Annotated in this window: 20 protein-coding genes; 12 read left to right on the top strand and 8 right to left on the bottom strand. The window is 64.9% G+C overall.

Features of this window, described 5'->3' with window-relative positions:
• Complete coding sequence (locus LB565_RS12715; RefSeq protein ID WP_224584432.1) at window positions 1-2,094, bottom strand: GumC family protein; 2,094 nt, start codon at window positions 2,092-2,094, stop codon at window positions 1-3.
• A 246-nt stretch (window positions 2,095-2,340) separates the two neighbouring features.
• On the opposite strand from LB565_RS12715, the gene LB565_RS12710 reads away from it, so the two are divergent.
• From LB565_RS12710 to LB565_RS12690, 5 genes are all read left to right on the top strand, one after another.
• Entirely contained in the window at window positions 2,341-3,873 is a 1,533-nt protein-coding gene (locus LB565_RS12710) for a formyl transferase (RefSeq protein ID WP_224584431.1), read from the top strand.
• Window positions 3,870-5,150 carry an FAD-dependent oxidoreductase gene (locus LB565_RS12705; protein WP_224584430.1) on the top strand — a complete coding sequence of 427 codons (1,281 nt, stop codon included), beginning with the start codon at window positions 3,870-3,872 and terminating at the stop codon, window positions 5,148-5,150. The genes LB565_RS12710 and LB565_RS12705 overlap by 4 nt, the downstream gene beginning before the upstream one ends.
• Window positions 5,151-5,418: 268 nt before the next feature.
• On the top strand, window positions 5,419-6,441 hold the full coding sequence (locus LB565_RS12700; RefSeq protein ID WP_224584429.1) for an FAD-dependent oxidoreductase: 1,023 nt from the start codon (window positions 5,419-5,421) through the stop codon (window positions 6,439-6,441).
• Window positions 6,399-6,623, top strand: a complete 225-nt coding sequence (locus LB565_RS12695) for a hypothetical protein (protein ID WP_224584427.1) — start codon at window positions 6,399-6,401, stop codon at window positions 6,621-6,623. Before LB565_RS12700 ends, LB565_RS12695 begins: the two co-directional genes overlap by 43 nt.
• A 118-nt stretch (window positions 6,624-6,741) precedes the next feature.
• Window positions 6,742-7,239, top strand: a complete 498-nt coding sequence (locus tag LB565_RS12690) for a GNAT family N-acetyltransferase (protein WP_224584426.1) — start codon at window positions 6,742-6,744, stop codon at window positions 7,237-7,239.
• Between the two features lie 64 nt (window positions 7,240-7,303).
• Here the strand turns inward: LB565_RS12690 and LB565_RS12685 are convergent, their stop codons facing one another.
• Together LB565_RS12685 and LB565_RS12680 are read right to left on the bottom strand one after the other, a co-directional pair.
• Window positions 7,304-8,041, bottom strand: coding sequence for an ABC transporter ATP-binding protein (locus tag LB565_RS12685; protein ID WP_224584423.1), 738 nt, complete (start codon window positions 8,039-8,041; stop codon window positions 7,304-7,306).
• Window positions 8,034-9,185: a hypothetical protein gene (locus tag LB565_RS12680; protein WP_224584422.1), complete on the bottom strand. Its 1,152-nt coding sequence runs from the start codon at window positions 9,183-9,185 to the stop codon at window positions 8,034-8,036. Before LB565_RS12680 ends, LB565_RS12685 begins: the two co-directional genes overlap by 8 nt.
• 131 nt (window positions 9,186-9,316) lie before the next feature.
• Between LB565_RS12680 and LB565_RS12675 the strand changes: the two genes are divergently transcribed.
• Window positions 9,317-10,318: an aldo/keto reductase gene (locus LB565_RS12675; protein ID WP_224584419.1), complete on the top strand. Its 1,002-nt coding sequence runs from the start codon at window positions 9,317-9,319 to the stop codon at window positions 10,316-10,318.
• Between the two features lie 39 nt (window positions 10,319-10,357).
• Here the strand turns inward: LB565_RS12675 and LB565_RS12670 are convergent, their stop codons facing one another.
• The 4 genes from LB565_RS12670 to LB565_RS12655 all read right to left on the bottom strand — a co-directional run bounded on the left by LB565_RS12670 (window position 10,358) and on the right by LB565_RS12655 (window position 12,846).
• Window positions 10,358-10,585, bottom strand: a complete 228-nt coding sequence (locus LB565_RS12670) for a hypothetical protein (protein ID WP_224584417.1) — start codon at window positions 10,583-10,585, stop codon at window positions 10,358-10,360.
• A 109-nt stretch (window positions 10,586-10,694) separates the two neighbouring features.
• A complete protein-coding gene (locus LB565_RS12665) occupies window positions 10,695-11,324 on the bottom strand; it encodes a glutathione S-transferase family protein (RefSeq protein ID WP_224584414.1) in 630 nt (209 codons plus the stop codon).
• Window positions 11,325-11,433: 109 nt separating this feature from the next.
• Complete coding sequence (locus tag LB565_RS12660) at window positions 11,434-12,531, bottom strand: flavin-containing monooxygenase (RefSeq protein ID WP_224584413.1); 1,098 nt, start codon at window positions 12,529-12,531, stop codon at window positions 11,434-11,436.
• 84 nt (window positions 12,532-12,615) lie between these two features.
• Entirely contained in the window at window positions 12,616-12,846 is a 231-nt protein-coding gene (locus LB565_RS12655; protein WP_224584411.1) for a hypothetical protein, read from the bottom strand.
• A 117-nt stretch (window positions 12,847-12,963) separates the two neighbouring features.
• Here LB565_RS12655 and LB565_RS12650 point away from each other — a divergent pair, with 117 nt between their 5' ends.
• The 5 genes from LB565_RS12650 to LB565_RS12630 all read left to right on the top strand — a co-directional run bounded on the left by LB565_RS12650 (window position 12,964) and on the right by LB565_RS12630 (window position 18,390).
• A complete protein-coding gene (locus LB565_RS12650) occupies window positions 12,964-13,563 on the top strand; it encodes a DUF922 domain-containing Zn-dependent protease (protein WP_224584409.1) in 600 nt (199 codons plus the stop codon).
• Window positions 13,564-14,017: 454 nt separating this feature from the next.
• Window positions 14,018-15,094: an ABC transporter ATP-binding protein gene (locus LB565_RS12645; RefSeq protein WP_224584397.1), complete on the top strand. Its 1,077-nt coding sequence runs from the start codon at window positions 14,018-14,020 to the stop codon at window positions 15,092-15,094.
• A 38-nt stretch (window positions 15,095-15,132) separates the two neighbouring features.
• Entirely contained in the window at window positions 15,133-16,458 is a 1,326-nt protein-coding gene (locus LB565_RS12640; protein WP_224584395.1) for an ABC transporter substrate-binding protein, read from the top strand.
• Between the two features lie 185 nt (window positions 16,459-16,643).
• The gene (locus LB565_RS12635) at window positions 16,644-17,495 is read left to right on the top strand and encodes a carbohydrate ABC transporter permease (RefSeq protein ID WP_411909051.1); all 852 of its coding nucleotides are present in this window, start codon (window positions 16,644-16,646) and stop codon (window positions 17,493-17,495) included.
• A 1-nt stretch (window position 17,496) separates the two neighbouring features.
• Complete coding sequence (locus tag LB565_RS12630; RefSeq protein WP_224584391.1) at window positions 17,497-18,390, top strand: carbohydrate ABC transporter permease; 894 nt, start codon at window positions 17,497-17,499, stop codon at window positions 18,388-18,390.
• Window positions 18,391-18,508: 118 nt separating this feature from the next.
• Here LB565_RS12630 and LB565_RS12625 read toward each other — a convergent pair whose 3' ends face one another.
• Window positions 18,509-18,928, bottom strand: coding sequence for a VOC family protein (locus LB565_RS12625; protein ID WP_224584389.1), 420 nt, complete (start codon window positions 18,926-18,928; stop codon window positions 18,509-18,511).
• 260 nt (window positions 18,929-19,188) lie between these two features.
• Here LB565_RS12625 and LB565_RS12620 point away from each other — a divergent pair, with 260 nt between their 5' ends.
• Window positions 19,189-20,397, top strand: coding sequence for an MFS transporter (locus LB565_RS12620; protein WP_224584387.1), 1,209 nt, complete (start codon window positions 19,189-19,191; stop codon window positions 20,395-20,397).
• Window positions 20,398-20,409 lie beyond the last annotated feature (12 nt).

Here is a 20,409-nt window from a genome sequence, read left to right as displayed (position 1 = left end):
TCAGGCCGCCTCGTCGACCAGCATGGCGCCAGTCGGCAGCCGTCCCATGACCGAGACAGCTTCGGAGGTCGAGGCGACGTCTCGCATCGGCGTTGCGTTCAGCCTGGCCACGAGCAAGATCTCGTCGGCCATCGCGACCAGCGGCAGGACGTTGAGGTCGTCGGCAAGCGCGCCGCCGTCGACGATGACGAGCTCGAAATTGTGGTTGGCCTCGGCCAGCATGCGATGGGCGAAATAGAGCGCCTGGGCTTCCTGGAACACCGCGGTCGGCCGGCCCCGGCCGACAAGCGCCACCGAACTGCCGGGCGCATAACGGCTGACCGCTTCGAGCGGATATTCGCCGCGCAGCACGTCGAGCACGCCGGGCTGCGGGTCCTTCTGGCCCTTCCCGGCATTGATGTCGATGAACAGCACGCGACGGCCCCTGGCCGCCGCGGCGTTGGCGAGCTGCCATGCAACCCTCGACCGCTGCGCCTTGTCCTCGGGCGGCGACGCTACCAGGATCGAGGGCACCAGCGGCCAATCGGGCGGGCGCCTGGTGGCCGCGGCGATGCGCTGCAGCGCCAGCCCGGCAACGGCGTCGGTCTTCTGGGCGGCCGCGCCGGAGCGGCGGCGTCCCCTGCCCGGCAGCACGCCAAGCACCGGCGCTTCGATGGCCGACTGCATCTGGTTGGCGGAAAGCACGGTCGGCGAAAGATATTCGGCGATCAGCGCCATGCCGATGCCTAGCGCCAGTCCGCCGAAGATGGCGCCGAAGACAAGCAGCCCCTTCGGCGGCCAGCTCTTCTTCAGCGCCGGCATGGCCTGCGAGATGATGCGGGCATTGGTGCTGTTGACGTTGGTCTGCTCGCGCGTTTCCTGGGCGCGCTGCAGGTAATTGGCATAGACGGTGCGCACGGCATCGAGATCGCGCTGCAGCTCGCGCAGCTTGACCGAAGCCTGGTCGGTGTCGAGCGACTTGCCCTTCAGCGACGCCATCTTGGCCTCCAGTTCCTTCTGGTTGGCCAGGGCGCGTTCATAGTCCGTCTGGGCGGCGGCGACGAGGCGGCCGAGCTCACGGGAAATCAGCTTGCGCAGGTCGCTCAATTGCTGCTGCGCCGAGATCATCGAAGGATGGCGCGGCCCGAGCGCGGTGCCGAACTGCGATATCTGATCGACGAGCGTCGCCTCCTGCGCCCTGAGGCTGGCAATGACCGGCGAGCGCATCGCCTCGGAGGTCGCGTCCGGCGCGCTGCCCTGCCGGCGCAGCTGGTCTACCTGCGCCTTGAGTTGCGCGGTTCGGGTCTGGGCGGCGGTCAGCTGCGTGTTGAGGTCGGTCAGCTCCTGGTCGCTCACCAGGTTGCCGGCGGCCATCACCATGTTGTGCTCGGCCTTGTAGGTCTCGACGGCGTTGGCAGCCTGCTCGACGCGCTTGCGCTGGTCTTCCAGCCGGGCGCTGATCGCATCGGAGGCGTCGGCGGCGGCTTTCGAACGCGCCGCCGCCTGATCGTCGAGATAGGCCTGAGCGATGGCGTTGGCGAGCTTCGCCGCGAGGTCGGCGCTCTTGGCGGTGACGATGATGTTGAGGACCAGCACCTTGTCGTCGCGCTTCACGGCAAGGCGGCGGCGCAACGCGTCGAGCGTCTCAGCCGTCCTGTCGCCGTCGTCGGAGCCGAAGACCATGCCCAGCCAGCGGTCGAGCACGCCCTGCCCGTTGAATTCCGGGTTGTGGGTCAGATCGGTCGCCGCGATGGCGCGCAGAAGGACGCTGTTCGATTGCGCCACGCTCACCTGGCTCTCGACCTGGGTGATGCCGCCGTCGGGCGAAATGCGGCTCGGATTGACGTCGTTGGTGACGACCTGGAGGTCCTGCGGATCGATGATGATCTGTGCCGTCGAGGAGTAGAGCGCCGGCGTCAGCATCGTATAGACAAGCGTCACCGCGGTGAGCAGCGCGACAGTGAGAAGGATCAGGAAACGGCGGCGCAACAGGATGCGGCCGAGATCGCCAAGCTCGACGGTGGCTTGCGCGGGCGCGGGCGCGTAATAGGCCGGCGCGGGCGCAATCGCCTCCGGAGCGTTCTGCTGAGGCACCATGAGCAGGGGTGGTTGCAAAGGTCGCTCCGACAACGCTCCATTGGCCGGCAAAGATGAGAATGCGGCGTTGGCCTAGCTATTCCCGGCAACGATTAAAACACTGTTAATTATGTTCATAAATTGAGGCCGCTCTGGCACGAAGTTTGCACCAACGCAGTAGAATCTAAGTGCAGCCTAAACTGGAGACATCGTGCGCATGCGGCGGAAGCTTGACCTGGCCAGCCGGGCCGCCGGCACCGGATATGAGTCGCCCGGGGATCAGCCATGCGCCTGACCCTGCGCCTCAACGGCGATCGCCTGCGCGCTTTCCATGTAGCGCTGGCTGAACGGCTGTCGCGGCTGCCCGGCGTGGAGCTTGCCGTAGACGCCCGTCCGGCGCCCGGCGGTGTGCCGCGCAGTGCCGAAGCACTGTTCCAGCTTGAGACGCTTATCCATCGGCTGCCCGCCAATGGGACGGCAAAGCGTGTGCCACTTTCCGCACTGGCCAGCCATGCGAGACCATCCGGGCCGGCCGATCTCACGATCGATCTCGTCGGCGACGTCGAGCCGCAGGGCCGACGGGTCTGGCGCCTTGCCTATGACGGCGTCTGCGGTGAAGAGGCCCTGCTGGCGCTGATCCTTGCCGGCCGCACGCCGCTCGTCCGTCTGGAACAGAACGGCGCGACGGTCTCCGAAGGACGGCTCGGCACCGAATATCACGGCATTGCGCTGGCTTCCTTCCAGGACATGCTGGTGCGCACGGCCAGCCTGATCGTCGCGGCGGTCAACGGCGCCGCACGCTCGTCGCTTCCGGTGCTGCCCGAACCGTTGTCGGAGGCGCCGGCACCAGCCTTGCCGTCGGCCACGAAGCTCGGCGTGCGTGCGGCCAAGGCAACGGCGCGCCGCATCGTCCAGCAGATCTATCATCTGTGCTACAACGCCCCGCACTGGCGGGTCGGCTGGCGCGGGACCGGCGGCAAGGACCTGTACGAGCTGCGCGCCCATCCGCAATCGGGCTGGCGCGCCTTGCCCGACGACGGCAGCCGCTTCTACGCCGACCCGTTCCCCGTGCTTTACCGCGGCCAGGTGACGCTGTTCGTGGAGGACTATATCCACCGCACCGGCAAAGCGATCCTTTCGGCGGTGGCTTTCGGACCGAGCGGACCGATGGGCACTCCGAAGCCGGTGCTGGAACTGCCCTATCACCTTTCCTACCCTTTCGTGTTCGAACGCGACGGCGAAATGTGGATGGTGCCGGAAAGCTCCGCCAACCGGACCGTCGACCTCTACCGCGCCACCGCGTTCCCGGGCGGTTGGGTCAAGGAAGCGACGCTGCTGTCGGACATCGTCGCCAGCGACGCCACGCTCACCGAGCATGGCGGGCGCTGGTGGATGTTCGCTACCGTGCGCGACGGCGGCGGCGCCTTCTCGGACCAGCTGCATTTGTGGTCGGCGCCAGATTTCCGCGGGCCGTGGACACCGCATCCGAAGAACCCGTTGCTGATCGACATCGCCTCGGCGCGACCGGCGGGCCGCATGGTCAGCCGCGGCGGCCAGCTCCTGCGCCCGGTGCAGGACTGCCGCAGGAGCTACGGCGCCGCGCTCGGCATCGCGCGCGTCACGCAGCTTGACGAGAGCGGCTTCGAGCAGGTCGTCGAAACGATCCTCAACCCCGGTGCCGGCTGGGCCGGCCGCAAGCTGCACACGCTCAATGAGGCGGGCGGACTGGAATTCATCGACGGTTCCGCAATGGCGCCGCGCTGGAAACGCATGCAGAGGCAGGATCCTATGCCTACGGGCGGTGGAGAAAAGATATGAGCATCGCAGAAGATCGCGAAACGCCTGCGGTGCCGGCCGTCCGGACCGAGGTCGAAGTGGCGATCGTCGGCGCGGGACTCGCCGGAACCGTGCTGGCTCTGTCGCTCGCCAGAGCGGGCCGCAAGGTCGCACTGGTCGATCCGCATCGCATCCACCATGACGAATTCCGGGCCGAGAAAACTCGCGCGGAGCAGATGGGGTTGTTCGAGAAACTCGGGCTCGGCCCGGTTTTCAGGTCGCTCGTCACGCCGATGACGGATCTCCATGTTTTCCGCTTCGGCCAGTTGTTCGAGCGCAAGCAGGCCTGGGAATACGCCTTTTCCTACACGCCGCTGGTCAACGGCCTGCGCGCGGTGCTGCCGCCGCAAGTGCCGCTGACGGTGGGCAAGGTCGCCGAAGTCTCGACCGGACCGGACCGGCAGCGCCTGGTGCTTACCGACGGCTCCGTCATCGAAGCCCGGCTCTTGGTGGTAGCCACCGGTTACAGCGAGGCGGTGCGGCGCGCCATCGGCGTCGAGCGCATCGAGGAATCGAAGGCGCATTCGCTGACGATGGGGTTCGATTTCGCGATCTCGCCGCAGGAATTCGGCCTGCAGTCCCTCACCTTCTACGCAAGGCGGGTCGCCGACCGCGTTGCCTTCCTTACCATCTTCAGGATCGGCGAGCGGATGCGGGCCAACATGTTCGTCTACCGGACCGTCGCCGATCCGTGGGTGCGGGCGTTCCGCGAAAACCCGCAAAAGATGCTGCTGGAACTGATGCCGGAGATAGCCGCCCGATGCGGCAACTTCGCGATCGCCAGCGAGGTGGAAGTGAGGCAGGTCAGCCTGACGACGACGCGGGGGCACCGCCGCGACGGCGTTGTCTTCATCGGCGATGCGTTCGCCACGACCTGTCCGGCGCAAGGCGACGGCATCCACCGGGTGCTTACCGATGTCGATTGCCTCAGCTCGACGCATATCCCCGCCTGGCTCGAAACGCCCGGCATGGCGGCCGACAAGATCGGCGCCTTCTACGACGATCCGGTCAAGATCGCCGCCGACAAAAGAGCCATGCGCGCCAGCATCTATGCCAGGCGGATCACCACCGAGACCGGGCTGGAATGGCGCCTGCGCCGCCTGCGCAACAACACCGCGCGGCACCTGATGATCTTCGCCCGCCGGTTCTGCGAGGCGGGAAAACCGAGTGACGCCGCGCCTGGCGTAAGAGAAGCCGCTTTCGACCACGCCGACAAGGCAGGTCAGGAATTGCATGCCGGGCCGGGCCTGGGAACATAATCTTGAGAGAGCTTACGAATCCGTAAGTCGCGATTCCTGGGGAAGCTGTTTTAGATCGCCTTGAGCAGTGTCTCCTGCTCGGCGGGACAGCACTCCCGTCGCACCAATGGCCCGCTGCCACCTCTATCGGTTCGGCGGCGGGCTATCGAATGGCGGCTCTCACAAAGCGGATTAACCTAATTTTTCATTGCTAGCCGGCTCGCGCCGGGGTTGCTTGAGATTGCTCCTGCCGCCCGAGATATTCATGCGTGAGCTGTGGAGCAGAAAGATGGACACCGCGCAGGGCCACGAAATACCTGCCGTCGAGCCTGCCTCGGCCGAAGTCGAAGTGGCGATCGTCGGCGCCGGGCTGGCGGGCACAAGCCTGGCTGCCGTGCTGGGCAAGGCCGGCCGCAAGGTGGCGTTGATCGACCCGCATCTGGTCCATCACGACGAGTTCCGCGCCGAGAAGATCGGCATGAAGCAGATGCGGGTGTTCGAGAAGCTCGGCCTCGGTCCTGCCATCGGGCCCCTGGTCACGCCGATGACCGACATCCACGTCTTCCGCCTCGGCCAGCTCTTTCGGCGCGAGCGGAAATGGGAATTCGCCTTCTCCTATGGCGCGCTGGTCAACGGCATGCGGCGGGCACTGCCCGCCCAAGTGCCATTGACGGTGGGCAAGGTCGCCGAAGTTTTCACCGGTCCCGACCGGCAGCGCGTGGTGCTGACGAACGGCGCGGTGATCGATGCCCGCCTTCTGGTCGTGGCCACCGGCTACGGCGAGGCGGTGCGGCGCGCCATCGGCATCGAGCGCGTGGAGGAATCGAAGGCGCATTCGCTGTCGATCGGATTTGACCTTGCCATCACGCCGCAGCAATGCGCCTATCCGGCCGTCACCTGCTACGCTAGGAGCCCGGCGGATCGCGTCGCCTATCTCAGTGTTTTCCCCATCGGCGACAGACTGCGGGGCAACATGTTTCTCTATCGCACCGTGGCCAAGGAATGGACGCGGGCGTTCCGCGAAAATCCCCAGGCCATGCTTTGCGAGCTAATGCCGGAGATCGCCAGGCAATGCGGCAATTTCGCCGTCGCCGGCCCCGTCGAAGTGAGGCAGGTCAGCCTGACGACAAGCAGGCAGCATCGTCGCGCCGGCGTCGTCACCATCGGCGACGCGTTCTGGACGACATGCCCGACGCCCGGCATCGGCATCAACCGGATGTCGACAGGCTGGCTTCTATCTACATCCCGCAATGGCTCTCGACGCCCGGCATGGACGCCGACAAGATCTGCGCCTTCTACGACGATCCGGTGAAGGTCGCGACAGACAAAGCCAGCATGCGTTCCAGCGTCTACGCCAAGCGCGTCACCATCGAGACGGGGCTCGAATGGCGGCTGCGCCGCCTGCGCAACAACAGCGCGCGCCAGTTGATTATCCTCGGCCGCAAGATAGGCCGCCGCGAAGAGCTGCCGACGCCGAGCGCAGCGCAAAGCTGAGATCCCAAACCCGGACAGGCCCGCGGGACAGCGTCCCCTCTGCCCTGCAGGCGACCAAGGGAGATTGGCTGTGCCGGTCGCTTCGCCCTATTTTCAGACTTCAACAAGGATGACGACCATGACCCGCATCCGGGCGATGACGAGGAATGATCTTGCCGATGTCTCGCGGCTGCTCGGCCAATCCTGGCGGCGGACCTATGCGCCGATCATGGGCGACGAGACCGTGGCCAGGCTCTCCGACGAAAGGCACGCGCCGGAAAGGCTGGTGGCTGAGCTCAACGACGAGGACAAGATGTCCTTCGTCGCCGAACGCGCCGACGGCTCGATTGCCGGCTATGCGATGGCGGCAATGGGCGGGAAAGGCGACGTGATGCTGCAGCGGCTCCACATCGAGCCGCAGGCGTTCGGCAGCGGCCTCGCGGTCGACCTGCTGCACGCGGTGCTTGCCGCGCATGCCGGCATTCCCTCCATTGCGCTGGAGGTGATCGAGGGCAATGACCGCGCGATCGCCTTCTACCGCAAGCACGGCTTCGAGGTGGTCGAACGCCGGGAAGCGGCCCACGGCGTCGGCGGTCACGCCTCGCTGATCATGCGCCGCATGCTGCCGATGGCTTAGAGCTTTGTTTTTGCCGCAATTCCAGGCGGAAAACCGCTCACACTTTTCCTGGAATTGCTCCAGATCAGGCAGCGGCCCGCATGCGCAACGCCCGCATGACGCTTTCCTCAAATACCCCAGGCGCCCTGCCCGCTTCGGCCAGTTGGGCCGCATCCCAGCTTCGGCTCAAGCTGCCCTCGGCCATGAGCACCGCGCGGTTGCAGAGCGCCGGCACGGCCTCCACCACATGGGTCGAGACGATGGCGGCATGCCGCCCGCTCGCGCAGAGCGCGGTGATCACGCGTTTCACCTCCCAGGCGGCGACTGGATCGAGGCCGTTCAGCGTCTCGTCGAAGATCAGAAGCGGCGGCCGGCCGAGAAGCGCTGCGACGATCGCGATCTTGGCTCGGGTTCCAAGGGAATATTCGGCGATCGGGCGGTCGATCCAGCGTCCAAGGTCTAGTCGCTCCAGGAGGTCGCCGCTTGGCAGGTCGTTTGGCGCGCAGCCGCGGATCGAGGCGACGAGCTCGATATACTGGCGTCCCGAAAGCGGCGCCGGCAGCTCGTGCGGCTCGATGGCGAGGCCGAAGCCGGCTTTGGCGCGTTCCGGCGCGGCGGCGAGATCGATGTCGTCAATCGCCACGCTGCCCCCGATCAACGGGATCTGGCCGGTGATTGCCCTGATGAACGTCGACTTGCCCGAGCCATTGGCACCGAGCAGGCCGACCATATCGCCGCGATGGAGCGAAAGATCGATGCCGCGAACGACAATGCGCCCGCGATAGCCGGCGGTGAGTTCTTTGACGGTGAGGACTTCAGCCATTGCGATATCTCTGTCGGGTTCGGTGCCACAAGAAAAACGCCAGCGCCGCCAAGCCGATCAACACGGTACGCCCATATTCGAGCGTTTCGTAGCCGGCATAGGCGAGCGCGCCGGCGAAGCTCAGCATCGCGACGAAGGGCGCGTTGAGGAAATAGGCGCCGAACACCGCATAGGCGCCGTTCAGCACCAGCAGCCAGAGGCCGCTCGCGACCGGCACCGACCAGGCCGACGGTTCGGCCGCGAGCGCCGCGCCGGCAGGCAGCAGGAAGAAGGCCAGCGACAATTGCAGCGGCAGTCGCACCAGCCGCAGCCATACGCGGGTAAAGCCGATGGGCGCCGTGCGCAGCACCGGCGAGCCGAGCGGCTGGCAGCGCAGGCTGAGCATGAAAACAAGAATGCCGCCCGCCAGGCCCGCGACCGCCGCCGGCCCGGCCGTGCGGCCGGCCAGGCTGACCCATGCGCCTAAGATGGCGGCGACCCCGAGAAGCAGGCTGGCGGCCGCCAGCTTCCAAGACGCCCGTATGTGGCCGGCCGGCAGTTTCCAGGCCCAGCTGGAGAGCCAGCTTGGACGCGCCCGGTCGAGGCGGCGCAGCCAGGGCCTCCCGACCGGCGTCGCCTCGCTCGCCGCCGCATCGACGAGGAGGCGCGGCCGCCGCAGGCGCCAAAAGGCTGCCGTGCCGAAGCTCAAGGCAAACAGGGTGGCCGCGCCCAGGCCCCAGGCCGGCGCCAACGGCTTTCCGATGACAACGCAGGCGAAGCCGACCGCCGTGGCGAACACCAGGGTGAGTGGAAGGCCGAGCGCGAAGGCTCCTACCTCCGCCATGCGACGGCGCTCCGCCGAAGCGAGCGGCAGCGCCTTGAGAAAGGGGGCAAAGGCGCGAGAAAGGCAAAGCCGCGACATTGCATTGCCCGCCAGGCATCCCAGCACGGCGAAAGTGATTGGCAGTCCAAGCGTCCACAGAAGCTGGTCGTGCCGCAGCTTCGGACCCGCGGCATGCAGGGCGACGACGATATCCGCGATCGCATAGGCCAGAAGTCCACCGCCGCCGAGCGCAATCCAGGCGAGATCGCGGCGCCGCGTTGCGCGCAGGCCGGCGACCAGTTCGCGCCAGAGCAATATCAGGACAAGCCTGTCGTGCCGCATTGGCTGTCACCACAGTGGAATCGCCACCGGCAAGAATGGCGACGATTGCGCCGTCAATAGGGCCAGCGCTGGACGCATTCACGCCCGGCCCTATAATTTAGCCGGATCGAAAATTCGGCGGAGCAAGACGCATGAGTCTCGGCAAACAGAAACTCGGCAGCCAGGGGCTCGAAGTCTCTGCCATCGGCCTCGGCTGCATGGGCATGAGCCAGGCCTATGGCCCGGCAGACGAGGCGGAGTCGATCGCGACGATCCACCGGGCGATCGAGCTCGGCTGCACTTTTCTCGACACGGCCGAGATCTACGGCCCCTTCGTCAATGAGGAGCTGCTTGGACGCGCGCTGAAAGGCCGGCGAGACCAGGTGACGATCGCGACGAAATTCGGCTTCCGCATCGTCGACGGCAAACAGGCCGGCCTCGACAGCCGGCCCGAGCATATACGCGAGGTGGTCGATGCTTCGCTCTCGCGGCTCGCCACGGACCGCATCGACCTCCTTTACCAGCACCGCGTCGACCCCGCCGTGCCGATGGAGGATGTCGCGGGCGCGGTCGGCGAACTGGTGGCCGAGGGCAAGGTGCGCTTCTTCGGCCTGTCCGAAGCGGGCATCGCCAACATCCGCCGCGCGCATGTCGTGCATCCGGTCTCGGCGCTGCAGAGCGAATATTCGCTTTGGGAGCGCAACCTCGAGCCCGAGATCATCCCGGCGCTGAAGGAGCTCGGCATCGGCCTGGTGCCGTTCGCGCCGCTCGGCCGCGGCTTCCTCGCCGGCGACGTCAAGCGCGCGGAAGACTATCCCGAGGGCGACTTTCGGCGCGGCGACCCGCGCTACCAGGGCGAGAATTTCGACCTGAATGTTGCGGCAGCGGCCACGGTGCGCGACATCGCCGACGCCAAAGGCGTCAAGCCCGGCCAGATCGCGATCGCCTGGCTGCTCGCCAAGGGACCGGATTTCGGCATCGACATCGTGCCGATCCCCGGCACCAAACGCCGAACCTATCTGGAGGAGAATGTCGCGGCAGCCGACATCACGCTCGACGCCACCGAAATGCTGGGGCTCGACATGGCGCTGACGCCCGATAAGGTGTCGGGACCGCGATACAACGAACGGACGATGTCATTGGTGGATCGATAGAAGCTGGCTAACTTCCCCTCGGGGAATTGGGCGGCGGCTCTACTTCTTCTTGCAGTCCGCCATCGCCTCCATCGCCTTCCTCGCTTCGCCCTCGCTGGCGTATTTCTTCTTGCCGAGGTCGATGACAAGCGTGCCGTCGGGCTTCTTGGGCACGATCTCGCATTGCTTCGACACGGCGTCTCTGGCGACCCAGTATTGCTCGGCTGCCATGACAGGCAGGCCCATGATGCCGGTGGCGAGGATTGCGACGGGGATGGTGCGAACCATTGCGGACCTCCATGGCTCTGGTTGGAACGCAACAGGCGGGCGCCGATTGGGCGACGCCCGACACGCTGCCTTTTGGAGAACGCCCTGTCCGCCGCCGTGTTCCGGCGGCTCAGGCGCGCGAATGCGGATCGATGCTGTAAGGATGCACCGGATAATCCGGTCCGATCGCCTCGCTGACGCGCCCCATCCAGGCATCGACCGCGGGATAGTCGGCAAGCGAGAAACCGCAGTCCTCGGCGCGGTGGCTGTAGGCGTAGACAGCGATGTCGGCGATGGTGAGGGCATTGCCGACCAGGAATTGCGTGTCGGCCAGGCTGCGCTCCAGCGCACCCAGCGCGCGCACGCCCGCCTCGCGCTTGCCGGGAGCAAGCGCCTTGTTGCGCTCCAGGCGGCCGGTCAGCGTCCAGTAGCGCAACGAGCCGATGACGGGCTCGACATGGTACTGCTCGAAGAACAGCCACTGTATCACCTTGGCGCGGGCAAAGCGGTCCGACGGAAGGTAGGGCGTGCCCTCGGCAAGATAGGTCAGGATCGCGTTCGACTCGGCGATCGCCTCGCCGTTTTTCAGTCCGAGCACGGGCACAGCGCCCGCCGGGTTGAGCTTCAGGAAGGCCTCCGTGTGGCTCTCGCCTTCGAAGATCGAGACGATGCGGGTGTCGTAGGCGATGCCGAGCAGCCCGAGCAGGACGCGAATTTTCCAGGCATTTTGCGACGGGAGATAGTCATAGAGCGAGAGCATGGCGGTCCTCCATTGGTGGGACTGGCTTCGCATGGAGAACGAAGGAGCACCACCCGATTCAGGCACTGCTGATCTCCACCCCAAGAGGAAGGTCAGCGGCGTTGATGCCTCACCGCCCTGCAATATCCTTCGCCACCGCCTGCGCCTCTATGCCGATCTCGCGCAGCAGGCCGGTGACCGGGTTGTAGAAGCCGACAAGATAGACGCCGAGCTCCGTCGCGCGGGCATTCACGCCGCTCTTGTTCGGCCTAAGCTCCGCCGGCAGGAAGGCGTCGTAGCCCGGACGGTAGCCGGTGGCGAAAATCGCCGCGTCGAACTTCCTCTCCACCCCGTCGGCGAATTTCACGCCGTTCGGGGTGAAGCCTGCAATGTCCGGCGCAATGCTGATCCGACCCTGCTTGATCGCCGCCACCGTGCCGACATCGATCACCGGGATGCGGCCGGCATCGATCCCTTGCAGGATGCCCTGCTTCGGCCGCACGATCCCGTATCGCTCCAGCCGCCCCAGCGCCAGATCGAGGATCTTGGGAAACATCCAGTCGTTCAGCGCCTGCGGCATCGGCCGGCTGGCGATGCCCACCATCTGGATCGGCAGGCCGAACAGCTGGCGCGGCACGATGTGGACGCCCTTGCGCACCGAGATGGTTGGGTGGGCGCCGCTCTCGGCAAGATCGAGCGCGATCTCCGCGCCCGTGTTGCCCATGCCGACGACCAGCACGTTTTTGCCGACATAGGATGCCGCCTCTGTGTAGGCGGCGCTGTGCAGCACCTTGCCCCCAAAAGCTTCGATGCCAGGGAAGCTTGGCATGACCGGTTGGGCGTTGTTGCCGGTGGCAACGACAATTTTGCGGGCATTGAAGAGCCCGGCATCGGTCTGGACCAGCAGCCGATCGCTTTCCCGGCGGATGGATTTCACTGTTATGCCGAAGTGCGGCTCGAGGCCGAAACGCTCGGCATAGCCATCGAGATAGGCCACGACCTTCTCGCGCGGCACATAACGCGGATGACTCCTCGGGAACGGCACGAAGGGCAGCGACGAGAGGGATTTCACCGTGTGCAGGTGCAGCCGCCGGTAATGCCGGCGCCAGGACGGCGCAACCTCCTTGGCCCTTTCAAGGATGATGAAATCCTGCCCAGCTTGTTTGAGGCAGGCGGCAACGGCGAGCCCGGCAGGGCCGGCGCCGACGATGACGACATTGGTGTCCAAAGGCCTCTCCTCCCGCCCAAGCGGCAAAAGCTAAGACGGGAGGTGTGCTGCGACAAGTAGGGAGAAGCACCTAGAGGTGGCGCTCTATTCCACGGCCGGCGTCTCGGGCTCGTCCTCGGGAGGTTCGAGGATTTCGATCAGTTTCGCCACGCGGGCGCCGGGCATGGCGTGGCCTTCGTTGACCAACGCCTCGTCGGCGCCGATCCAGGCGAAGGCCTCGCGCAATTCCTCGAGGCTGGCGCCGGTGAGCGCGATATCGGCGATGACAGCCTCGTCGACCGGTCCCAGCACGGAAATGATCTCATTGCGGGTCATCTTGTCCTCCCCCATGGGTCGAGACGATTGCCCAAGGAAACGATCGACCGGTGGAGCGGGTTCCGAAAATCCGCGGGCCGGCTTCTTCCAAACGAGGCCCAATGCTATGGCTCGCCCATGAAGCCAGCCCTTCTCCTTGCTGCCCTGCTCCTGTCCACGCCGGCACTTGCCGATTGGAAGCCCATCGAGAAGATCGAGACTTATGCCGTCTTAGGCGAAAGCGCTGAGCAGCTCTACTTCTCGATCGGCGAGAAGGGACCGGTGGTCGGCACGGACTCGGCCGGCAATACCCGGCGCGTCATCGCGCACACTTTCTTCAAGCTGACCTGGCAGCGCGACTACCAGCCGCAAGGCAATGCCTGTGTGCTGAAGACGGCGCGGCCGAAGCTGATCATCACCTACACGCTGCCCAAACCGGCGGGAAAGCTGGCGCCCGCCTTGCAGGCACGCTGGGACACATTCGCCGCCGGGCTGATCGCACATGAGAAGGTGCACGGCGCCGGCATCGTCGACATGGTGGACAAGATCGTCGCCTTCAGCACCGGCTTGACCGCTCAGAACGATCCCGGCTGCAAGAAGGTCCGGGCGGAGCTGACGGCCTATCTCGACCAGCTCTCCAAGGCGCAGCGCCAGGGCAGCCGCGATTTCGACAAGGTAGAGTTCCGACAGGACGGCAACATGCTGAAGCTGATCGCAGCGTTTCTGGGCGGAGGCTGAGAACGAAGGCAAGAGCGGCAGCGACCGCCCTCTCCCTGCGCTATGGCGGAAAGTAAGGCGCGCGTCCTGAAAGGATAGCGGCCAATCCCGTTGGCGGTCTGACTCGGCAGCAGTCGGCTCTTCCCGGACACGCTGAAATCTATTGCATTAACGGTGTCTAATATCCATCAGCGGTCGTTTGAAGTTGAATCGGCGGTCCTTCGGCAACTGGCTGGATCCACTTCGCTTCAGCGCAGCCTTCGCTCAACTGTCTTCAACGGCGAAAGTAAGTAAGGCGCGCCGCCGCTTTACAGGCGGATGTGGTAGCGCTACCGTTTCACAGTCGCGTGACCCGGGGGGAGCTGGGGCAAACGTCGCCGACGCCAGTGGTGGGTGCTTGCCGGCATCCGTTTCAGCCACACCTTGATTGGAACGGCTCCCCGCGAGATTCGCAGGGACCATCGGGAGGAGTTCGATGGCGTCTGTCGCGATTGGCGATGTCTACAAATCGTTCGGGGCCACCCAGATCCTGCATGGCGTCAGCGTCGATATAGACGACGGTGAGTTCGTCACGCTGGTGGGACCCTCAGGCTGCGGAAAATCGACGCTTCTCAGGATGATGGCGGGCCTGGAAAAAATCTCGCGGGGGCATATCTCGATCGGCAGCCGTATCGTCAACGACGTTGCGCCGAAGGAGCGCGACGTCGCCATGGTCTTCCAGAATTACGCACTCTATCCGCATATGACGGTTGCCGAGAACATGGCGTTCTCGCTCATGCTCAAGGGTGTCCCGAAGGCTGAAAGCGATGCCGGGGTGAAGCGGGCGGCCGAAATCCTCGGGCTGGTGCCGCTTCTGTCACGCTATCCCCGCCAGCTTTCGGGCGGCCAGCGCCAGCGAGTCGCGATGGGCCGGGCAATCGTGCGCAATCCGCAGGTGTTCCTGTTCGACGAGCCGCTCAGCAATCTCGACGCCAAGCTGAGGGTCCAGATGCGGGCCGAAATCAAGGAGCTGCACCAGCGGCTGAAGACCACGACGGTCTATGTCACCCACGACCAGATCGAGGCCATGACCATGGCGGACAAGATCGTAGTCATGCATGACGGCCTCGTCGAGCAGATCGGACCGCCGCTGGAGCTCTACGACCGGCCGAACAACCTGTTCGTGGCAAGCTTTATCGGCTCGCCCGCCATGAACCTGCTCAAGGGCGCATTCGCCAATGATGGCCCACCGTCTTTCCGGGGCGCGGGAGGCATTTCCGTGCCTTTGCGGAAGGCTCCCTCCATCGGCAACGGCGAAGCCATGGTGCTCGGAGTACGACCCGAGCATCTGCGGCTGGCTGACGACGGCATTCCGGTCAAGGTGGCGGTGATCGAGCCGACCGGGTCGGAAGTGCAGATCATCGGCCGGACGGCTGGCGGGGAGGACATCGTCGCCAATTTCCGCGAGCGCCATTCCTTCGCGCCGGAGGAAACCATTCGGCTGTCGGTCGACCCTGGCCCGATCCACCTGTTCCACGGCGAAACCGGCAAGCGAATCGAGACGGCGCGATAAAAACCAGGCAACGACAGGAGCAACAGGAGGAAACGAGCATGAAGTTCACCAGACGCGATGTAATCCGCACGACCGCAGCCGCGGCGGCCGGAGCCCTGGGCAGCCGCTTCGTCGGCTCGAGCGCTTTCGCCCAGCAAGGCCTGACCTACAAACCCGAGGAAGGTGCCAAGCTCAGGCTGCTGCGCTGGTCGCCCTTCGTGCAGGGCGACGAGGATCAGTGGCTGAAGAATACCAAGCGGTTCACCGAGGCGACGGGCGTGGAGGTGCGCGTCGACAAGGAAAGCTGGGAAGACATCCGTCCCAAAGCGGCGGTCGCCGCCAATGTCGGCTCCGGCCCCGACCTGATGTTCGTCTGGTTCGACGACCCGCACCAGTATCCCGACAAGCTGCTCGATGTGTCGGAACTGGGTGATTATCTCGGCAAGAAGTATGGCGGCTGGCATGACGGCCCGAAACAATATGCGACGCGCGAGGGCAAGTTCATCGGCTTGCCGCTGGCCACCATCGGCAACGCCATCGTCTACCGCGAAAGCTGGGTCAAGGAGGCAGGCTTCTCCGAATTCCCCAAGGACACAGCCGGTTTCCTGGAGCTTTGCAAGGCGTTGAAGGCGAAAGGCCATCCCGCCGGCTTCACCCATGGCCACGGCGTTGGCGACGGCAACAATTACGCGCATTGGCTGCTGTGGAGCCATGGCGGCCAGATGGTCGACGAAGCGGGCAAGGTGACGATCAACAGTCCGGAGACGCTCAAGGCGATCCAGTATGCGCAAGAGCTCTACAAGACCTTCATCCCCGGCACCGAAAGCTGGCTCGACGTCAACAACAACCGCGCGTTCCTGGCCGGGGAAGTGAGCGTGATCGCCAACGGCATCTCAGTCTACAACACAGCAAAGGTCAACAAGGACAAGGACCCGAAGCTGGCCGAGATCGCCAAGGACATCCGCACGACCAACATGCCGATCGGTCCGGTCGGGAAATCGGTCGAGCTTTTCCAGGTGACCACGGCTGTCATCTTCAACTACACGCCCTATCCCAATGCCGCCAAGGCCTATCTGCAGTTCATGTTCGAGGACCCGCAAATGTCCGACTGGATCACTTCGTCGGCGGGCTATTGCTGCCAGACGCTGAAAGCCTTCGACAATAACCCGGTTTGGAAGGCCGACCCTAACAATGCGGCCTACGCGAAAGCCTCGGCGACGCTGCGCCCCAACGGCTATGCCGGGCCGCTCGGTTATGCATCCGCCGCGACAATGGCCGATTACGTGCTGGTGGACATGTTCGCCAAGGCGGTGACGGGCCAGGCGACGCCGCAGGAAGCGATGGAAGAGGCCGAAAAACGCGCCAACCGCTATTACCGCGTCTGATACTGGCGTAGCTGAAGCAGGATGACCGCGCTTTGCGGGCTTACCCAAGCCAAGCGCGGTCAGCCACAGTTCCACCCGCATAACAAGGAGCTCGCGCCATGGCCGTGCCGTCCGTTGCCGTTCAGTCGCGCCCGTCGATCCTGTCGCGGCTCGCCGAGAGCAGGAACGCTCTCGGCTTCGGCTTCATGCTACCGGCGGCGGCGCTGCTCCTGGTCTTTCTCACCTATCCGCTCGGGCTCGGCGTCTGGCTCGGCTTCACCGACACACGCATCGGCCGACCGGGCATCTTCATCGGCGTCGAGAACTACGAATATCTGTGGAGCGACAGCGTCTTCTGGCTCTCGGTGTTCAACACGCTGCTTTACACGGTCAGCGCTTCGATCCTAAAATTCGTGCTCGGCCTCTGGCTGGCTCTCATCCTCAATGAGAAGCTGCCCTTCAAGTCGTTCTTCCGCGCCGTCGTGCTGCTGCCCTGGGTCGTGCCGACGGTGCTGTCGGCCATCGCCTTCTGGTGGATCTACGATTCGCAGTTTTCGATCCTGTCCTGGGCGTTGCAGCAGATGGGCCTGATCGACCACCGCATCAATTTTCTCGGTGACCCGACCAATGCGCGCGCCTCGGTCATCGCGGCCAATGTATGGCGCGGCATTCCGTTTGTCGCCATCACGCTGCTTGCCGGACTGCAGACCATTCCGCAATCGCTCTACGAGGCCGCTACGCTCGACGGCGCCAGCCGCTGGCAGCTGTTCCGCTACGTGACCCTGCCGTTGCTCACGCCGATCATAGCCATCACGATGACGTTTTCGGTGCTGTTCACCTTCACCGATTTCCAGCTGATCTATGTGCTGACCCGCGGCGGGCCGGTGAACGCCACGCATCTGATGGCCACATTGTCCTTCCAGCGCGGTATTGCGGGGGGCCAACTGGGCGAAGGCGCGGCAATCGCGGTCGCCATGATTCCTTTCCTGCTGGCTGCGATCCTGTTCAGCTATTTCGGGCTGCAACGGCGCAGATGGCAGCAAGGCGGCGGAGACTGACATGGCCGCGATCAAGGGAGTCGAGCGCCTGGAGACCGACGAAGGCGGCATGGGCTACCTGCAAAGCCTTCCGCGGCGGGTGGTGACGGTCTATCTGCCGCTGCTGGTGTTTCTGATCGTGCTGCTGTTTCCGTTCTACTGGATGACGATCACGGCGGTTAAGCCCAATCTCGAGATGACCGACTATGTGAACTACAATCCGTTCTGGGTCGTGCATCCGACGCTGGAGCACATCCGCTACTTGCTCTTCGAGACCTCCTATCCAGGTTGGCTGCTCAACACGATCATCATTTCGACCGCCGCAACTTTCCTGTCGCTGGCGGCTGCCGTGCTTGCCGCCTATGCGATCGAGCGGCTGAGGTTTTCGGGCGCGCGGCAGGTTGGCCTCGCCGTCTTCCTCGCCTATCTCGTGCCGCCCTCTATCCTGTTCATTCCGCTGTCGGTGATGGTGTTCAACCTCGGTCTTTACGACACGCCGTTCGCGCTGATCCTGACCTATCCGACCTTCCTCATCCCGTTCTGCACTTGGCTTCTGATGGGCTACTTCCGCTCGATCCCCTTCGAGTTGGAGGAATGCGCGCTCATCGATGGCGCGAGCCGCTGGCAGATCCTCACCAAGATCGTGCTGCCGCTGTCGGTGCCCGGCCTGATCTCGGCCGGCATCTTCGCCTTCACCTTGTCCTGGAATGAGTTCATCTATGCGCTGACCTTCATCCAGTCTTCGGAGAAAAAGACGGTGCCGGTCGGCGTGCTCACCGAACTCGTTCGCTCCGATGTCTACGAATGGGGCGCGCTGATGGCCGGCGCGCTGATCGGCTCGCTGCCCGTGGTGGTGCTCTATTCCTTCTTCGTCGAGCACTATGTTTCGTCGATGACGGGCGCGGTGAAGGAATAGAAGCGCACCGGCGCCTTCCCCAAGGCATGTCTCGAGGGTGAGAGCGGGTTTGGGGCAAAGACATGCGTAGGGTCAAAACCCTAAAGCGCGTGGATGAACCTGAAGATCGCGACGCGCTTTAAAAACTGATCTCCACCGCATCCGCGCTCCGCTTCGCCGGCCCATGAAACACCGCCTCGACGTTGTTGCCGTCGGGGTCGAGCAGGAAGCAGGCGTAGTAGCCGGGATGGTAGCGGCGCTCGCCCGGCGCGCCATTGTCCTTGCCGCCGGCGGCAAGCCCGGCGTGGTAGAAGGCGTCGACCATGGCGCGGTCCTTGGCCTGGAAGGCGAGATGGTGACGGCCGGTGAGCACACCTTGGGCGGAACGGCTGTCGGGGCTCGAGACGAACAGCTCATCGGCCCAGAAATGGTCCTCAGCGCCACCGCCGATCGGGATGCCCAGCACTTCGAACAGGCTGCTGTAGAAGCGCCGGCTGGCCTCGATGTCGCGCACCACCAGGTGAAGGTGATCGATGAGCCGGCCGCGATAGAGTTCCATGGGATGCTCCTGGTTGGGAGGTCAAATCTAGATGGGACGGATGTGCGGTCAATGACGGCGCTGCCGGCAGCTGACACTCAGCCACGCGCGGGACAGCGCCCGGGACGCCGAAATCGGTCCCTCAAAAAAATCCAGATAAAAAATGCAACCAGATTGTAGGATCGGCTCCCGCCCCGGCGTCCTTCGGACGCAAACGGCCCGGTGGACTGGAAAAACCGTGCCGCATCAAACAGGATGCCTTACGGCATGGGAGCAGTATCATGAACCATTCCTATCGTTGGGTCATCGTCGCGGCCGGCGCGCTGATGACCTGCGTGGCGCTTGGCGCCATGTTTTCGCTGGCGATCTTCCTGGAGCCGATGTCGCTCGACACGAACTGGTCGCGCACCGGCATTTCCAGCGCCATGACCTTGAATTTCCTGGTGATGGGCCTCGGCGGCTTCGCCTGGGGCGCGATCTATGATCGGGTCGGCGCCAGGCCCGTGGTGCTTGCCGGCGCGGTGTTGCTTGGTCTGTCGCTGGTGGTGGCGAGCCGGGCCACCTCGCTCATCGTCTTCCAATTGAGCTACGGCATCATCGTCGGGCTGGCGGCCAGCGCCTTCTTCGCACCGATGATCGCGCTCACCACCGCCTGGTTCGACACCAACCGCAGCCTTGCCGTCTCATTGGTCTCGGCCGGGATGGGCGTCGCGCCGATGACGATCTCGCCCTTCGCCCGCTGGCTGATCACCGCCTATGACTGGCGCACCGCCATGTTCGATATCGGCGTGGTGGCCTGGGTGCTGCTTTTGCCCGCCGTCTTGCTGGTGCGCCAGCCGCCGGCCGTGGCCGCGGTGAGCGACGGGACGCCGGCGCCCGTCACCAATGATCCCGGCATGAGCGTCGGCCAGGCGCTCCGCTCGCCGCAATTCATCGTGCTCGGCCTCACCTTCTTTGCCTGCTGCGCGGCGCATTCGGGCCCGATCTTCCATATGGTGAGCTATGCCATGTCCTGCGGCGTCGCGCCGATGGCGGCCGTGTCGATCTACAGCGTCGAGGGGCTGGCCGGCCTTGGCGGGCGCGTGCTCTATGGCGTGCTCGGCGACCGGCTTGGCGTGAAGCCGGTGCTGGTCACCGGGCTCGCCATCCAGGGACTGGTGATCGCCGCTTACCTCACCGTCGGCCAGCTCGAGCAGTTCTACCTTCTGGCCGTCATCTTCGGCGCCACCTATGGCGGCGTGATGCCGCTTTACGCGGTGCTGGCGCGCGAATATTTCGGCCTGCGCATCATCGGCACCATCCTCGGCGCGGCCACGATGCTCTCCAGCCTCGGCATGTCGCTCGGGCCGCTCGCCGGCGGCATGATTTATGATGCCACCGCCAGCTACCACTGGCTGTTCATCGGCTCGGCGCTGATCGGACTGGGTGCCGCCGGCATCGCCATCGCTTTCCCGCCGCAGCCAAGCCGGCAGAAGCTGCAGATGGCTTGAGACCTGCTGATG

The organism is Mesorhizobium sp. CA14 (assembly GCF_020165195.1).
In the GTDB taxonomy this organism is placed as follows: domain Bacteria; phylum Pseudomonadota; class Alphaproteobacteria; order Rhizobiales; family Rhizobiaceae; genus Mesorhizobium.
The sequence above is the reverse complement of the archived record's forward strand: the minus strand, read 5'-3'. Positions and strand labels throughout refer to the sequence as shown.

What these genes read in the sequence shown, in the direction of transcription:
- LB565_RS12710 (WP_224584431.1), top strand. Translation starts at nt 2,341, where the DNA reads ATGCGCCTGACCCTGCGCCTCAACGGCGATCGCCTGCGCGCTTTCCAT.
- LB565_RS12705 (WP_224584430.1), top strand. Translation starts at nt 3,870, where the DNA reads ATGAGCATCGCAGAAGATCGCGAAACGCCTGCGGTGCCGGCCGTCCGG.
- LB565_RS12700 (WP_224584429.1), top strand. Translation starts at nt 5,419, where the DNA reads ATGGACACCGCGCAGGGCCACGAAATACCTGCCGTCGAGCCTGCCTCG.
- LB565_RS12695 (WP_224584427.1), top strand. Translation starts at nt 6,399, where the DNA reads ATGGACGCCGACAAGATCTGCGCCTTCTACGACGATCCGGTGAAGGTC.
- LB565_RS12690 (WP_224584426.1), top strand. Translation starts at nt 6,742, where the DNA reads ATGACCCGCATCCGGGCGATGACGAGGAATGATCTTGCCGATGTCTCG.
- LB565_RS12685 (WP_224584423.1), bottom strand. Translation starts at nt 8,041, where the DNA reads ATGGCTGAAGTCCTCACCGTCAAAGAACTCACCGCCGGCTATCGCGGG.
- LB565_RS12680 (WP_224584422.1), bottom strand. Translation starts at nt 9,185, where the DNA reads ATGCGGCACGACAGGCTTGTCCTGATATTGCTCTGGCGCGAACTGGTC.
- LB565_RS12675 (WP_224584419.1), top strand. Translation starts at nt 9,317, where the DNA reads ATGAGTCTCGGCAAACAGAAACTCGGCAGCCAGGGGCTCGAAGTCTCT.
- LB565_RS12670 (WP_224584417.1), bottom strand. Translation starts at nt 10,585, where the DNA reads ATGGTTCGCACCATCCCCGTCGCAATCCTCGCCACCGGCATCATGGGC.
- LB565_RS12665 (WP_224584414.1), bottom strand. Translation starts at nt 11,324, where the DNA reads ATGCTCTCGCTCTATGACTATCTCCCGTCGCAAAATGCCTGGAAAATT.
- LB565_RS12655 (WP_224584411.1), bottom strand. Translation starts at nt 12,846, where the DNA reads ATGACCCGCAATGAGATCATTTCCGTGCTGGGACCGGTCGACGAGGCT.
- LB565_RS12650 (WP_224584409.1), top strand. Translation starts at nt 12,964, where the DNA reads ATGAAGCCAGCCCTTCTCCTTGCTGCCCTGCTCCTGTCCACGCCGGCA.
- LB565_RS12645 (WP_224584397.1), top strand. Translation starts at nt 14,018, where the DNA reads ATGGCGTCTGTCGCGATTGGCGATGTCTACAAATCGTTCGGGGCCACC.
- LB565_RS12640 (WP_224584395.1), top strand. Translation starts at nt 15,133, where the DNA reads ATGAAGTTCACCAGACGCGATGTAATCCGCACGACCGCAGCCGCGGCG.
- LB565_RS12635 (WP_411909051.1), top strand. Translation starts at nt 16,644, where the DNA reads ATGCTACCGGCGGCGGCGCTGCTCCTGGTCTTTCTCACCTATCCGCTC.
- LB565_RS12630 (WP_224584391.1), top strand. Translation starts at nt 17,497, where the DNA reads ATGGCCGCGATCAAGGGAGTCGAGCGCCTGGAGACCGACGAAGGCGGC.
- LB565_RS12625 (WP_224584389.1), bottom strand. Translation starts at nt 18,928, where the DNA reads ATGGAACTCTATCGCGGCCGGCTCATCGATCACCTTCACCTGGTGGTG.
- LB565_RS12620 (WP_224584387.1), top strand. Translation starts at nt 19,189, where the DNA reads ATGAACCATTCCTATCGTTGGGTCATCGTCGCGGCCGGCGCGCTGATG.